The following is a 14,230-nucleotide window of genomic DNA, read 5'->3' on the forward strand; positions in this document are numbered from 1 at the left end:
CAAATCACCGGGCCACACCCTCCCGCCCCAAAGCACTCGCCACCCCACGCCAAAGCAGCGTTTCTGGCAATTTGCCCACTTCTGATAATCGCCTCCGACATCCCGTCCCCGTTTGGAGCGCGCCATGCACAACAACAATAAGCACCTGCCGCCTCGTTTTCTCGCAGCCGCCATCGCCAGCTTTTCTGCGCTTGGCCTGAGCAGCGTCGCCGAAGCCGAGATCATGCTGTACGACAAGGACCAGACGACGTTTTCCACCGATGGCTATATCAACGCCTTCTACGTCAACAGCGAGGTCGATCGCGAGGGCGAGCAGTTTGACCGCCGCCAGTCGCGGGTGAAGATGGGCTTCTTGCCCAACTACCTCGGCTTCAACATGGGCAAGCAGGTGGATGACCTGAAGCTCGGCGCGCGTGCCTCGTTCTGGGTAACCATCAACGACAGTGAAACCAACGGCACCGACACCGCCATCGACGTGCGCCAGTTTTACGGCACGGTGGCCAACCCCGAGTGGGGCGAGGTGCTGATCGGCAAGGACTTCGGGCTGTTCGCCCGTTCCAACATCCTGCTCGACGAACTGCTGGCCGGTTATGGCCAGGTCAGCGACACCCTGGGGCTGGTGGACGGCGGCGGGGTGTCGTTCGGCAACATTGGCAGCGGCTACCCATACCCGTTCCCTACCTCACAGATCACCTACCGTACGCCCGTGATGGAGGGCCTGCGGGTGGCGGTGGGCATCATGGACCCGGTGGACACCAACGACAGCAGCCCGACCGGAAAGGCCTACCAGGAAAACCCACGCACCGAGAGCGAGATCACCTACCAGTTCGACCTGGGTGGGGCGCAGATCTACAGCTGGGTCAACGGCAGTTACCAGACCTCGGACAATACTGACTCCACGGTAGAAACGATCACTTCCAAGGGGGTGGGTTACGGGGTGCAGGCAAAGATGGGCGGCTGGTCGCTGACCGGCTCGGGGTTCCAGGCCAAAGGCATCAACCCGTTCTTCACCAACAATGCCGGCGAACCGGTTTTGCGCAATGTCGACAGTGATGGCTACCTGCTGCAGGGCTCGTACAAGTTCGGCAAGAACCGCGTGGCGCTGTCCTATGGCAAGACCAAGGACGATGGCAACGGTGCGGTTGGCAGCGGCGCGGACTACGAGACCCGGGGTGTGGCGCTGTTCCATGACATCAACGACAACCTGAAACTGGTGGCCGAGTACAACCAGTTTTCCATCGACGGGCATGACACCAGTGCGCAGAACGAAGACACCGATACCTTTGCGGTGGGCGCGGTGTTGACCTGGTAAGTGGCCGGGGCCGCAAGGCGGCCCCGAATGACACGGTCTTTTACGCCCATGGAACCGCCCACCCGCTACCCAAGTAGCATTCGTCACCCGCCACCCGCTCCTTAAACTGATCACTCAGCCACCCCGTGCCGGAGACCACGATGCAGCAGGCTCATAACGACGGTGTGGTCAGTGCCATGTCGCAGGCTACCGACGCACGGCTGGCCGCTCAGGACCTGGCGCGGCAGTTGCTGCACCCGCACCTGGGGTTCGTGTTGTTCTTCTGCTCCGCCGAATACGACTTGCAGGCTTTAGGCGAAGCATTGGAACAGGACTTTGGTGGCATACGCCTGGTCGGCTGCACCAGCGCCGGTGAAATCACCCCGCTGGGCTACGGCCGCAATTGCGTGACGGCGGTGGGCTTCGATCACCGGCACTTTTCGATCGCCACCGCGTTGATCGATGAGATGGAGCGCTTCAGCCTGATCGACGCGCAGCAGATGGTCGAGCGGCTGGTCGGCACCTGCCGCAGCAATACCCTGGCGCCAATCAAGGGCCACAGCTTTGCACTCACGCTGCTCGATGGCTTGTCCAGCCGCGAGGAGATGGTGCTTGCCGCACTCAGCGCAGCCCTGGGGGATATCCCGCACTTCGGCGGCTCGGCCGGTGACGACAACTACCTGAACCGCACCCATGTGTATTACGGCGGTACATTCCACAACGGCGCAGCCGTGGTGGTGCTGGTCAACACCTGGCTCGACTTCGAAGTGTTCACCACGCATCACATCCTGCCGCGCCAGGAAAAGCTGGTGGTCACCGGTGCCGACAGCGCCCAGCGCCGGGTTTTCGAACTGAATGCCGAGCCGGCGGCCGAGGAATATGCCCGCCACATTGGTGTGCCCGTGGCTGCGCTCGATCACCGGGTGTTCGCCGCCCACCCGCTGGCCGTGCGCATTCATGATCAGTACTACGTGCGGGCGATCCAGCAAATGCATCCTGACCTCAGCTTGAGCTTCTACTGCGCGGTGGAGAACGGCATCGTGCTCACGGCCATGACCCCGGGCCCGCTGTTGCCGAACCTGCACCAGCTGTTCGATGGCCTGCACCAGCGTCTCGGACCGTTGCTGCTGACCATCGGTTGTGATTGTTTCCTGCGGCGGCTGGAACTGGAGGCCCATCACGGCCTGGAGCCGGTCGGCGCGTTCCTGCGCGAGCAACGGGTGATCGGCTTCAACACCTACGGAGAACAGTTCAATGGCATGCACATCAACCAGACCTTCACCGGGGTCGCCATTGCCCGCAACCGGCCTCCTGTCGGTCGCTGAACTGCAGGCCGAGCTGACCCGGCTGCAGCACCAGAACCACAAGCTGCAGCGTATCAATGACGCACTGATCGAGCGCATCGAGTCGGGCGTGACCCGGGGCAACGACCCATACGCCGCGTTCCAGCATTCAGTGGTGCTGGCCGAGCAGGTGCGCGAACGCACCGATGCGTTGAACCAGGCCATGGCCGAGCTCAAGGCCGTCAACCGCCTGCTCAGCGAGGCCCGGCAGCGGGCCGAGACGGCCCATCAGCACCAGATTCGCCTGATTACCGACAACGTCCCGGCGCTGATCGCCTACCTGAACGCCGATCTGGTCTACGAATTCACCAACAAGGTTTACGAAGAATGGTATTGCTGGCCGCATGGCGTGATGCTGGGCCAGAGCCTGCGCGAGGCCCACAGCGAGCAGCATTACCAGCGCCTGGAAGGCTACGTGGCGCGGGCGCTGGCGGGGGAGAGCGTAACGTTCGAGTTTGCCGAGACCAATATCAACGGCCAGGAACGCTACATGCTACGTTCCTACGTACCGAACCGCCTGGCCAGTGGCGAAGTGGTGGGTATCTTCGTGCTGATTCGCGACATCACCGAGCGCCGCAACACCGCACAGGCGTTGCACCAGGCCTATCAGCACCTGGAGCAACGGGTGCGCGAGCGCACTGCCGAACTGACCAGCCTCAACGACCAGTTGCTGCGCGAAATCGAAGAGCGCAGCCAGGCCGAGTCGCGTCTGCGCGAGGCCAAGCGCGAGGCCGAGCAGGCCAACCTGTCGAAAACCAAGTTCCTTGCGGCGGTCAGCCATGACCTGCTGCAACCGCTGAACGCGGCGCGGCTGTTCACCAGTGCGTTGCTCGAGCGCGACGAACCGCAAAACGCTGCCCACCTGGTACGAAATGTCAGCAATTCGCTGGAGGATGTGGAAAACCTGTTGGGTACCCTGGTGGATATTTCCAAGCTCGATGCCGGGGTGATCAAGGCCGATGTCGCCCCGTTTGCCCTCCACGAACTGATGGACAACCTGGCTGCCGAATACGCCCAGGTGGCGCGTAGCGAAGGGTTAGAGCTGCATTTTGTGGGGTGTTCTGCCGTCGTGCGCAGTGACATCCAGCTGCTGGCGCGCATCCTGCGCAACCTGCTCAGCAATGCTATCCGCTACACCCGCAGCGGGCGCGTGGTGCTGGGGTGTCGGCGCCAGCGCGGTGGCGTGCGGATTGAAGTGTGGGACAGCGGCATCGGTATTGCCGAAGAACACCTGGAAGACATGTTCCTGGAGTTCAAGCGGGGTGATGTGCAGCGCCCGGACCAGGACCGTGGGCTGGGCCTGGGCCTGGCAATCGTGGAGAAGATCGCCGGCATCCTCGGCCACCGGATTCGCGTGCGGTCATGGCTGGGCAAAGGCTCGGTGTTCGCTGTCGAGGTGCCGCTGAGCGCCACTGCACCCAAGGCCCAGCCGAGCCAGGCGATTTGCGAGCCGATGCTCGAACGCCTGCGCGGGGCGCGGGTGTGGGTGCTGGATAACGATGCGGCGATTTGTGCGGGCATGCGTACCTTGCTGGAAGGTTGGGGCTGCCGGGTGGTCACCGCGCTGTCGGAGGAAGACCTGGCGCGCCAGGTGGACAACTACCACGCCGAGGCCGACCTGCTGATTGCCGACTACCACCTGGACAATGACTGCAATGGTGTCGACGCCGTAGCGCGGATCAATGCCCGCCGCGCCCAGCCGCTACCGGCGCTGATGATCACGGCCAACTACAGCAACGATCTCAAGCAGCAGATCCGCGAGCTGGGTCACACGCTGATGCACAAGCCCGTAAGGCCGATGAAACTCAAGACGGCGATGAGCCATCTGCTGGCCAGTGGCGTGGCATAGCGGTTGGCCGCTTCGCGGGGTTACCCGCGAAGCCCCCGGAACAGGTCAACGGCGCAGATAATCAGCAAAGTCGATATCGCCGGCACTGAGGATGGCTTGTACCCGGTTGTGCACATTGAGCTTGCGCAAGATCGCCGAAACGTGGGCCTTGACGGTGGTTTCGGCGATGTCCAGCGTGTAGGCGATCTGTTTGTTCGATTCGCCTTTGGTCATGCGCTCGAGCACCAGCAGTTGCTTGCGGGTCAGGGCCTGGAGCATTTCCGGTGGGAAGCTTGGGGCATCGTTATGGCGCCGGCTGGTGCTGCTTTTTTGTGCGCGGATGATGTCTGGCGGCAGGTAGACATTGCCATTGAGGATCTGCTCGATCGCTTCGATCATCTGTGAGCGTGGCGACGACTTGGTGATGAAGCCCACGGCACCGTAGGTAATGGCCTGCAGCACGATCTGCTTTTCCTGCTCGGCCGAAACGATGACCACCGGCGTGGTCGGCGCCTCGTTGCGCAGGGTGATCAGGCCATTGAGGCCGTGCATGCCGGGCATGTTCAGGTCGAGCAGGATCAGGTCGAGGTCGTCATGCGCCTGGGTCAGGGCCAGGGCGCTTTCAAGGTCCGCGGTCTCCATGACCTCGCTGCCCTGGAAGCCATCGCTGATGACATTGTGGATGGCTTCGCGAAACAGGGGGTGATCGTCGGCAATCAGAATTTTGTACATGGCCTTTTCACCTTGTTTTTATTGGATGGAGCGGGGCACGCATACACAGGCATTTCAGGGGAACGGCACCGGTTGTGCCGGCTGCAATGGCAGGTTGGCTTGCTGCCATGCATCCAGGCCGTCGCGGTACCAATACAGGTTGGTATAGCCCAAGGCTTTCGCGCGTTTTACCGCGTTCCAGCTTAACCAGCAATCGGAGCGGCAGTAAAAGACCAGTGGTTGGTCGGGGTGCCCGGCCGTGGCTTTTTGCAGGTTACGCACGAAGTAGTCCTGCCATGCCGGGCTCAGTTCGCCGTCGCCGGCGTTGGCCAGCCACAGGCTGCCGGGGAGGTTGCTGTGAGGTTCGTCTTCGATGAAATGACCTTGCAGCCATTGGCGGCGATAGACGTCGATCAGCACCGGCCTGGGCGTCTGGCCCAGCAGGCTTTGCAAAGTGGCGGTGTCGACGACCTGGCCGCCTTCGACCTGTTGCGGGGTCGGGCTGCGATAGTGCGTGGTGCGATAGCCGTCGGCGGAGAACAGCGGCGCCGTGTCAGCCTGGGCGATGCCTAGCGTCAGGCTCAGCGAAAGTACCGCCAGCAAAGAGCGTGGCAGCCGGGGCAGGGCACGTGGCATGGAGGTTTTCCTTTTTGTTATGGACTCATTACATGCCAGTGGCGGTGCTTTGTGAATGCGACGATAGACAGTAAATGCAGTACTAAAGTAGTAGATGGCCGGGCGCCTGAGGGCAGGGAGACGCCCAAGGTGTGGGAGCGGGCTTGTGTCGCGAAAGGGCCGCAAAGCGGCCCTCGGATTTCAGCACTGTACATAGATTGCCGGGGCTGCTGCGCAGCCCTTTCGCGACACAAGGCCGCTCGCACACGTTCAGTGACAGGTCTTCAATCAGTGCAGTATCTGCGCCAGGAACGCCTTGGCCCGCTCGGTGCGCGGCTGGTTGAAGAACACCTGCGGCGGGCTGTCCTCGATGATCTGCCCACCCTCAAGGAACAGCACCCGCTCGGCGACCTGCCGGGCAAAGCCCATTTCATGGGTGACGCACAGCATGGTCATGCCCGTGCCCGCCAACTGCACCAGCACATCCAGCACCTCGGCGACCATTTCCGGGTCCAGCGCCGAAGTGGGCTCGTCGAACAGCATGATCCGCGGTTTCATGCACAGCGCCCGGGCGATTGCCACGCGCTGCTGCTGGCCGCCGGACAGCTGGCTGGGGTACTTGTGCGCCTGGCTTTCGATGCCGACCTTGCTCAGGTACATGCGTGCCCGCTCCTCGGCGTCCTTGCGTGACAGCCCGCGCACGCTGGTGGGGGCCAGCAGGCAGTTGTCGAGCACGCTCATGTGCGGGAACAGGTTGAAGTGCTGGAACACCATGCCGATGTCGCTGCGTACCTGTGCGGCCTCGCGCGTGGTGGCCGCCAGGTCGATGCCGTCCACCTGGATGCTGCCCTGCTGGGCGACTTCCAGGCGGTTGATGCAACGGATCAGGGTCGACTTGCCCGAGCCGGACGGCCCGCACAGCACGATGCGTTCGCCTTCGCGCACCTGCAGGTCGATGTCACGCAGCACGTGGAACGCGCCATAGTGCTTGTTCAGGCCTTCGATGCGTATCAGCACCGAACGCGGGTCGGGTTCGGGGGCAAGGGTGGCAAGGCTCAGTGGTGCGGTCATCTTGTTGTTCTCCCGCGTGGGTTCAGTCGAAACGGGTCGCGCTGTAAGGCGCGGGGTCGGTGAAGGGGGGCTCGCCAGTGAGCAGCTCGGCCAGCAGCCGGCCGCAGACCGGGCCCAGCGTGAGGCCGTGATGGGCATGGCCGAAGTTGAACCACAGCCCTGGGTGGCGCGGCGCCGGCCCGATCACCGGGCGCATGTCGGGCAGGCAGGGGCGGCGGCCCAGCCATGGCGTGTCGTCCAGACGATCGCCGAGGGCCGGGAACAGCTTGCGCGCCAAGGCCTCGCAGCGGCCCAGCTGAATCTGATTGCCAGGCGCGCTGGCTGCGTCGAACTCGATGCCGGTGGTCAGGCGCACGCCGCGCGCCATCGGCGCCAGTACATAGCCGCCTTGGGTGTCGCAGATCGAGTGCTCCAGCTGAGCGCCGTCACGGGTGCTGTAGTGCATGTGGTAGCCCCGCTTGATGGCCAGCGGGATCTGGTAGCCCAGGCCGCTGAACAGGTCGGCTGACTGAGGCCCAAGGCAGGCCACCACCTCGTCGGCAGTGATCGGGCCACGCTGGCTCTCTACCCGCCATTGGCCATTGGCCTGGCGCAGGCTGCGCGCATCGCCATGCACGAACTGCCCGCCGCGCTGCAGGAACAGCGCCGCATAGCCACGGGTGAGCGCGCCGGGGTTGTTCACGGTTTTCGGGTCGAGCCAGTGGATGCCACCGACCACGGTGGCGTCCAGCTGATGTTCACGTGCCTGCAGCTGCCCGCATTCAAGGATTTCGAACCGCAAGCCGTAGCGGCTCAGGCCCTTGGCATCGGTTTTTGCCTGCTCGAACAGCGCGGGGTCGCGGAACACTTCGATCCAGCCTTTGGCTTGCACCAGGCCCTCCAGGCCGGCGGCAGCGATCAGCGCGTCATGCTCGTCGACACAGCGCTGCACCAGCGGCAACATATCGGCGGCGGCGCCGGCCAGGCGCCCGGGTGCCGACTGGCGCCAGTAACGCCACAGCCACGGTGCGGCCTTGGGCAGGTGCGCCAGGCTGTAGCGCACATCGGGCTGGCGGTTCAGGCCGTAGCGCAGCAGTGCGCCGAGTTGCCGCGGGAAGGCATAGGGGATGACACTGGAGCGCTCGATCAGCCCGGCGTTACCGTGGCTGGTGCCGCTGCCCGGTTCGTCGCGGTCGATCAGAATTACCTGGCGCCCGCGTGCCTGTAGGTGCAGCGCGGTGCTGACGCCGACGATGCCGGCGCCGAGGACAAGGGTCTGGCAATGCATGAAACGTATCCTTCGGTCAGTTCAGGTGGCGGCCCAGGCGGGCTTCCAGGTGTTTCAGCAGGCGCCGCACCAGTTCGACGATCACTAGGTAGAGCACGGCGGCCCACAGGTAGATCTGGAAGTCGAAACTGCGCGAGAAGGCCAGTTTGGTCACGCCCATCAGGTCGTAGATCGTCACCAGCGAGGCGATCGCGCTGGCCTTGATCATCAGGATCAGTTCGTTGCCCAACGGGCCAATGGCTACCAGCAGCGACTGCGGCAATATCACCTTGAAGAACGTGGTCGAGCGCTTCAGGTTCAGCGCCCGCGCCGCTTCATGCTGGCCAGGCGCAACCGCCATCAGGCTGCCGCGGAAGATCTCGGCCTGGTAGGCGGCAGTGTTCAGGGTGAACGCCAGCAAGGTGCAAAACCACGCATCCCGGAAGAACCACCACAGGCCGACGTCCTGCCAGAAGCCCTTGAGCGAGCCCAGGCCGTAGTACAGCAGGAACAATTGCGCCAGCAGCGGCGAGCCGCGGAAGAAGTACACGTAGCCAGCTGCCATGCGCTGCAGTACCAGGCTGCGAGACAGGCGGGCAAGGGCCAGCAGAAGGCCGAGCACAGCACCCAGGCTGAAGGAAATCGCCACCAGCTTGGCGGTTACCAGCAGGCCGTCGATGAAGCGCGGGCCGTAGCGTTCCAGCAGGTCGGGGTCAAGCACCATTGCCAGCAGTTGATCGAAGCTCATGCGCGTGCTCCTTGCAGGTGGCGGTTGCTGCGCCGTTCGATGTAGGCGAACACGCGCCCGGACAGTGCCGCGAACAGCAGGTAGCCCAGGCAGGCGACGCCGTAGAAGAACATCGGCTCCTTGGTTACGCTGACCGCCAGGTTGGTCTGGCGCATCAGGTCGACCAGCGAGATGGTCGACACCAGCGAGGTGTCCTTGAGCAGCGACAGCCAGTTGTTGGACAAGCCGGGCAGGGCGATGCGGGTCAGTTGTGGCAGCAGCACCTTGAAGAAGCCGGTGCGCTTGCTAAGCCCAAGCGCCGAGCAGGCTTCCAACTGGCCTTTGGGCAGGGTCTTGAAGGCAGCCAGCCAGATCTCGCTGGAAAACGCGGCGAACACCAGGCTGAAGGCGATCATCGCGGCGAGGAAGGTGTTGATGAGGAACTCACCTTGGTAGCCCATGGCGGCGAGGATCTTCTGCGCGGCGATCTGGCAGCCGTAATAGATGATCAGCAAGGTCAGCAGCTCGGGCAGGCCGCGGAAGACGGTGGAAAAAGTGGTGGCCCAGGCCCGTGGCAGGCGTTTGCGTGAGCGCGCCGCCAGCGCGACCACCAGGCCCAGTGGCAGGCCGATGGGCAGGCAGGCCAAGGCCAGGGAAACGGTAACCAGCGCGCCGGCCAGCAACGCCTGGCCCCAGCCTCCGCTGGCGAAAGACAGCAAGGACAATTGATCGAGCATGACGAACCTCTTGGGCGGGTTATGCGGCCTTGTGGGAGCGGCCTTGCGTCGCGACAGGGCTGCGTAGCGGCCCAGGGTTTATGCAACTGCAGAGATTGCCGGGGCCGCTACGCAAGGCCGCTCCCACAGGGGGCGCACAACTTCCTGAAGATCAGTTGTAGATATCGAAAGCAAAGTACTTGCTGGCGATCTTCTGGTAGGTGCCGTTGGCCACGATCTGTTGCAGCGCGGTATTCAGGCGCTGGCGCAGGGCTTCGTCGTCCTTGCGCACAGCGATCGCGGCATCGGCCTTGGTGTCGGCCACGTCGCCAAGGATCTTGCAGCAATCCCCGCCGTTCTTGTTCATCCACTCGTGCAGCGGGAATTTGTCGGCAATCACGCCGTCCAGGCGGCCGGCCGCCAGGTCTGCGTTGGCTTCGTCCATGGTCGGGTACAGTTTCACGTCGGCACCGGCCTTGCCGTACACGTCTTCGGCGTAGATGGCCTGGGTAGAGGAAGACTGCGCACCGACGGTGTAGCCGACAAAGTCGGTCTGGGCGCTGTCGATCTTGCTGTCCTTGGCAACCGCCACGGTCAGGGGCGTGCGGTAGTAGTGGTCGGTGAAGGCGATCTTCTTGCGTCGCTCTTCGGTGTCGATCATCGATGCCACCACCGCGTCATACTTGCGCGCCATCAGGGCGGGGATGATGCCTTCCCAGTCCTGCGCCACCAGCGTGCATTCGACTTTCATCTGCTCGCACAGGGCGTGGGTGATGTCGACATCGAAACCGTGCAGCTTGTTATCGGCGTCTACATAGTTGAAGGGCGGGTAGGCACCCTCGGTGGCGAACCGCAGGGTTTCAGCGCTGGCGGCACCCGCCAGCAGCAGGGCGCACGCACCCAGCAAGGCCATGGACTTGTTCATCTCGCACCTCATTGCACTCTTGCTATTGTTGTTTGCCCGTCGACCACGAGGTGTAGCCGACGAATTCGTTATGTAGAGCGGCAGTTGCTTCCAAGCGTTTTTCAACATCCGGTCCGAGTTTCTTGCAGACCTCGTTGACCATCAGATGCACCCACGACAGCATCGTCGAGGTGGATTCCCAGAACAGGTTGAATTCGGTGGGGATGCGGAACACCTCGTCGGCATTGGCATCCGCCCAGTCACAGAAGGTGTCGGTCACCAGGGTGACCGCAATGCCAGCCTCGCGCGCCTTTTGGCACAGCATCAGGGCATGGCGGGAATAACGGCGCGCCTCGAACACCACCAGGGCGCTGTCTTCGGCGCGGCCCAGCAGCACTTCGCCGAAGTGCCCGGCGCTGATGTCCACCAGTTGCACGCCATCGCGCAGGTATTGCAGCAGGTGGCTCATGCACATGGCGATGCCGCGCTCGGTCTGGAAGCCGGCGATGAACACCCGCGGCTTGCTCGCCAGGCGTTGCGCCACGTTGTGCCAGGCGGGGCTCTGGCGGTATTCGTGTACGCGCACCAGGGCGGCGATTTCCAGCTCCAGGCTGCCGGCGTTGTCGCTGGCGTCCTGGTTCTGGCGGTAATCTTGCAGACGATCGCCTACCAGCCACGGGCCATCGCCCAGATCGTTCTGCAGGTCTTGCTTAAGCGCCTTGAGGTGGGCATAACCCAGTGAGCGACAGTAGCGCCCGACGCTGGATTCGCTGACGCCCAGCTTGGCGGCAATGCTGGCCGAGGTCTGGAACGGCAGTTCGTGCAGGTTGGCAAGCATGTAGGTGGCGATCTTGCGACCCGAGGCAGCGGCCCCTTCGAGGCTGTTTTCCAGGCGTTGCTTGATCAGTTGGCTCATGCTGCGGCTCCAGGGTGAGGCTTGGGAAGAAAATGAATGTTTTCTGTCATCAAGTCAACATTTGACAGATTGCTGTCACATGAAGGAAAGTTTTTGTCGTTGCAACGCTGTAGCCATTCCAAAATCAACAAGGAGCTTCAGATGTCCGCACCTTCCACCAGCACCGTTGTGCGCATGCCTTTTACCGAGCTGCAAAGCCTGTTGCAGGCGATTTTCCAGCGTCATGGGTGCAGCGAGGCCGTGGCCCGGGTGCTGGCCCACAACTGCGCCAGCGCCCAGCGTGATGGCGCCCATAGCCATGGGGTGTTCCGCATGCCCGGTTATGTCTCGACCTTGGCCAGCGGCTGGGTCGATGGCCAGGCCACGCCACAGGTCAGCGACGTGGCCGCCGGCTATGTGCGTGTCGATGCTGCGGGTGGTTTTGCCCAGCCGGCACTGGCGGCCGCCCGTGAGCTGTTGGTGGCGAAGGCGCGCAGCGCAGGCATTGCCGTGCTGGCGATCCACAACTCGCACCACTTCGCCGCGCTATGGCCGGATGTCGAGCCGTTCGCCGAAGAGGGCCTGGTAGCCCTCAGCGTGGTCAACAGCATGACCTGCGTGGTGCCGCATGGTGCACGCAAGCCGCTGTTCGGTACCAACCCCATCGCTTTTGCTGCGCCTTGCGCCGAGCATGACCCGATCGTTTTCGACATGGCCACCAGTGCCATGGCCCATGGCGATGTGCAGATTGCCGCGCGCGCCGGCCAGCCATTGCCGGAGGGCATGGGGGTGGATGCCGATGGCCAGCCGACCACCGACCCGAAGGCGATTCTGGAAGGCGGGGCCTTGCTGCCATTCGGCGGGCACAAGGGCTCGGCGTTGTCGATGATGGTCGAGCTGCTGGCGGCGGCGCTGACCGGCGGTCATTTCTCCTGGGAGTTTGATTGGTCCGGGCATCCGGGCGCGAAAACGCCGTGGACCGGGCAGTTGATCATCGTTATCGACCCGGGCAAGGCCGAAGGCCAGCGCTTTGCCCAGCGCAGCCGCGAGCTGGTGGAGCACATGCAGGCGGTGGGGCTGACGCGCATGCCGGGCGAGCGGCGCTACCGTGAGCGCGAGGTGGCCGAGGAGCAGGGCGTGGCGGTGACCGAGCAGGAGTTGCAAGGCCTGAAAGCGCTGCTTGGATGACCCGGTCTCTTCGTGGGTAAACCCACAGGTGCCTGAGCTGTTCCCAGGCTGTGCGCTGAACCCGTAGGAGCAGGTTTGCCCGCGAAGAATCCAGCACGAATTTCCAGCCATGCAATGTTGCATAGACAACCTTGCACAATAGTGGATGTTCCTGAGCCCGCTCTGCGGGTATGCTCAGGGCTGACTTTCCGTACCGTCCTGATCCAAGGAGCTGCACGCTGTGTTCAAACATGTCGATGCCTATGCCGGCGACCCGATCCTCTCGTTGATGGAAACCTTCAAGGCCGACCCGCGCGCCGACAAGGTCAACCTGAGTATTGGCCTGTACTACGATGAGGCCGGCGTGGTGCCGCAACTGGCGGCGGTGGATGCGGTGGAAAAACGCATTGCCGGTCAGGACCACGAAGCCTCCCTGTACCTGCCGATGGAAGGCCTGGCCAGCTACCGCCAAGCCATCCAGGCGCTGCTGTTCGGTGCTGATCACCCGGCCGTGACCGGCGGCCGGGTGGCCACCGTACAGACCGTGGGTGGCTCCGGCGCCCTGAAGGTTGGTGCCGACTTCCTCAAGCGCTACTTCCCGCAGTCCGAAGTCTGGGTCAGCAACCCGACCTGGGACAACCACCGCGCCATCTTCGAAGGTGCAGGCTTCAAGGTGCACACCTACCCGTACTTCGACCAGGCCACCCGTGGCGTGGACTTCGACGGCATGCTGGCCACCTTGCAGAGCCTGCCGGCCAACAGCGTGGTGCTGCTGCACCCGTGCTGCCACAACCCTACCGGTGCCGATCTGCAGCAGCACCAGTGGCAACAAGTGGTCGAAGTGGTCAAGGCGCGCCAGCTGATCCCGTTCCTCGACATCGCTTATCAAGGCTTCGCCGAAGGCCTGGTAGAAGACGCCTACGCTATCCGTGAAATGGCCCGTGCCGGCGTGCCGTGCCTGGTGAGCAACTCCTTCTCGAAAATCTTCTCGCTGTATGGCGAGCGGGTGGGCGGCCTGTCGGTGGTGTGCGATGACGAGGCCACTGCCCAGAGCGTGCTTGGCCAGCTGAAGGCCACCGTGCGCCGCAACTACTCCAGCCCGCCCAACTTCGGCGCCCAGCTGGTTGCCGGCGTACTGAGCGATGCTGGCCTGAATGCCCAGTGGGCCGAAGAAGTCGAAGTGATGCGCAAGCGTATCCTCGACATGCGCCAGGCGCTGGTCGATGCCCTGGCCGTGCTGCTGCCGGGCCAGGACTTCCAGTTCTTCCTGCGCCAGCGCGGCATGTTCAGCTACACCGGCTTCAGCGTCGAGCAGGTCCGTCGCCTGCGTGACGAGTTTGGCGTGTACCTGATCGACAGCGGCCGTGTGTGCATGTCCGGCCTGCGCCCGGCCAACCTGCAACGGGTTGCCGAAGCGTTCGCTGCCGTTCAGAAGTAACTCGCCAAGGGGCCAGCCACGGCCCCTCCTGTGGGGCGCGGTTGGACTTTGTGGGAGCGGCCTTGCGTCGCGAAAGGGGGGCGGAGCGCCCCCACGATTGCAGCTTTGCCGCTGACATTGCTGGGGCCGCTTTGCGGCCCTATCGCGACGCAAGGCCGCTCCCACAGGCCGCTGAGCTGCCAGAGGCCGCTCCCACAGGCGGCCCCCAGAGGCTGCCCCACAGGCCCCCAGGCCGCTACATTCCATTGATCGACACCCGCAATGCCGTCCACTTGTAA

13 protein-coding genes are annotated in these 14,230 nt (G+C 63.6%); 5 read left to right on the forward strand and 8 right to left on the reverse strand.

What is annotated here, in order from left to right; all coding sequences use genetic code 11:
* The first annotated feature begins 124 nt into the window (after positions 1-124).
* The 3 genes from I8746_RS07800 (at position 125) to I8746_RS07810 (ending at position 4,483) form a co-directional block, all read left to right on the forward strand.
* Positions 125-1,312, forward strand: a complete 1,188-nt coding sequence (locus I8746_RS07800; RefSeq protein ID WP_010953581.1) for a porin — start codon at positions 125-127, stop codon at positions 1,310-1,312.
* 140 nt (positions 1,313-1,452) lie between these two features.
* On the forward strand, positions 1,453-2,616 hold the full coding sequence (nosP, locus tag I8746_RS07805) for a nitric oxide-sensing protein NosP (RefSeq protein WP_003254110.1): 1,164 nt from the start codon (positions 1,453-1,455) through the stop codon (positions 2,614-2,616).
* Positions 2,585-4,483: a NahK/ErcS family hybrid sensor histidine kinase/response regulator gene (locus tag I8746_RS07810; protein ID WP_014860443.1), complete on the forward strand. Its 1,899-nt coding sequence runs from the start codon at positions 2,585-2,587 to the stop codon at positions 4,481-4,483. The genes nosP and I8746_RS07810 overlap by 32 nt, the downstream gene beginning before the upstream one ends.
* Before the next feature lie 45 nt (positions 4,484-4,528).
* Here the strand turns inward: I8746_RS07810 and I8746_RS07815 are convergent, their stop codons facing one another.
* The 8 genes from I8746_RS07815 to I8746_RS07850 form a co-directional block, all read right to left on the reverse strand.
* Complete coding sequence (locus I8746_RS07815) at positions 4,529-5,194, reverse strand: response regulator transcription factor (protein ID WP_003254108.1); 666 nt, start codon at positions 5,192-5,194, stop codon at positions 4,529-4,531.
* A gap of 54 nt (positions 5,195-5,248) precedes the next feature.
* On the reverse strand, positions 5,249-5,809 hold the full coding sequence (locus I8746_RS07820; RefSeq protein WP_012052075.1) for a PQQ-dependent catabolism-associated CXXCW motif protein: 561 nt from the start codon (positions 5,807-5,809) through the stop codon (positions 5,249-5,251).
* Positions 5,810-6,076: 267 nt separating this feature from the next.
* Entirely contained in the window at positions 6,077-6,859 is a 783-nt protein-coding gene (locus I8746_RS07825; RefSeq protein WP_003247711.1) for an amino acid ABC transporter ATP-binding protein, read from the reverse strand.
* A 22-nt stretch (positions 6,860-6,881) separates the two neighbouring features.
* A complete protein-coding gene (locus tag I8746_RS07830) occupies positions 6,882-8,126 on the reverse strand; it encodes an FAD-binding oxidoreductase (RefSeq protein ID WP_012052076.1) in 1,245 nt (414 codons plus the stop codon).
* A gap of 16 nt (positions 8,127-8,142) precedes the next feature.
* On the reverse strand, positions 8,143-8,853 hold the full coding sequence (locus I8746_RS07835; protein ID WP_003247716.1) for an ABC transporter permease: 711 nt from the start codon (positions 8,851-8,853) through the stop codon (positions 8,143-8,145).
* Complete coding sequence (locus I8746_RS07840; RefSeq protein ID WP_003247720.1) at positions 8,850-9,569, reverse strand: ABC transporter permease; 720 nt, start codon at positions 9,567-9,569, stop codon at positions 8,850-8,852. The genes I8746_RS07835 and I8746_RS07840 overlap by 4 nt, the downstream gene beginning before the upstream one ends.
* Positions 9,570-9,720: 151 nt before the next feature.
* Complete coding sequence (locus I8746_RS07845; RefSeq protein WP_012052077.1) at positions 9,721-10,473, reverse strand: transporter substrate-binding domain-containing protein; 753 nt, start codon at positions 10,471-10,473, stop codon at positions 9,721-9,723.
* Positions 10,474-10,495: 22 nt separating this feature from the next.
* A complete protein-coding gene (locus I8746_RS07850) occupies positions 10,496-11,368 on the reverse strand; it encodes a MurR/RpiR family transcriptional regulator (protein ID WP_012052078.1) in 873 nt (290 codons plus the stop codon).
* A 141-nt stretch (positions 11,369-11,509) separates the two neighbouring features.
* Here I8746_RS07850 and I8746_RS07855 point away from each other — a divergent pair, with 141 nt between their 5' ends.
* Positions 11,510-12,535 carry an Ldh family oxidoreductase gene (locus tag I8746_RS07855; protein WP_221100424.1) on the forward strand — a complete coding sequence of 342 codons (1,026 nt, stop codon included), beginning with the start codon at positions 11,510-11,512 and terminating at the stop codon, positions 12,533-12,535.
* Between the two features lie 220 nt (positions 12,536-12,755).
* On the forward strand, positions 12,756-13,952 hold the full coding sequence (locus tag I8746_RS07860; RefSeq protein ID WP_003247729.1) for an aromatic amino acid transaminase: 1,197 nt from the start codon (positions 12,756-12,758) through the stop codon (positions 13,950-13,952).
* Positions 13,953-14,230 lie beyond the last annotated feature (278 nt).

Source organism: Pseudomonas sp. USTB-Z (assembly GCF_019691255.1).
Lineage (GTDB): Bacteria > Pseudomonadota > Gammaproteobacteria > Pseudomonadales > Pseudomonadaceae > Aquipseudomonas > Aquipseudomonas alloputida.

Excerpts from the sequence above, each read along its gene's own strand:
- I8746_RS07800 (WP_010953581.1), top strand. The coding sequence starts at position 125 with ATGCACAACAACAATAAGCACCTGCCGCCTCGTTTTCTCGCAGCCGCC.
- nosP (WP_003254110.1), top strand. The coding sequence starts at position 1,453 with ATGCAGCAGGCTCATAACGACGGTGTGGTCAGTGCCATGTCGCAGGCT.
- I8746_RS07815 (WP_003254108.1), bottom strand. The coding sequence starts at position 5,194 with ATGTACAAAATTCTGATTGCCGACGATCACCCCCTGTTTCGCGAAGCC.
- I8746_RS07820 (WP_012052075.1), bottom strand. The coding sequence starts at position 5,809 with ATGCCACGTGCCCTGCCCCGGCTGCCACGCTCTTTGCTGGCGGTACTT.
- I8746_RS07825 (WP_003247711.1), bottom strand. The coding sequence starts at position 6,859 with ATGACCGCACCACTGAGCCTTGCCACCCTTGCCCCCGAACCCGACCCG.
- I8746_RS07830 (WP_012052076.1), bottom strand. The coding sequence starts at position 8,126 with ATGCATTGCCAGACCCTTGTCCTCGGCGCCGGCATCGTCGGCGTCAGC.
- I8746_RS07835 (WP_003247716.1), bottom strand. The coding sequence starts at position 8,853 with ATGAGCTTCGATCAACTGCTGGCAATGGTGCTTGACCCCGACCTGCTG.
- I8746_RS07840 (WP_003247720.1), bottom strand. The coding sequence starts at position 9,569 with ATGCTCGATCAATTGTCCTTGCTGTCTTTCGCCAGCGGAGGCTGGGGC.
- I8746_RS07845 (WP_012052077.1), bottom strand. The coding sequence starts at position 10,473 with ATGAACAAGTCCATGGCCTTGCTGGGTGCGTGCGCCCTGCTGCTGGCG.
- I8746_RS07850 (WP_012052078.1), bottom strand. The coding sequence starts at position 11,368 with ATGAGCCAACTGATCAAGCAACGCCTGGAAAACAGCCTCGAAGGGGCC.
- I8746_RS07855 (WP_221100424.1), top strand. The coding sequence starts at position 11,510 with ATGTCCGCACCTTCCACCAGCACCGTTGTGCGCATGCCTTTTACCGAG.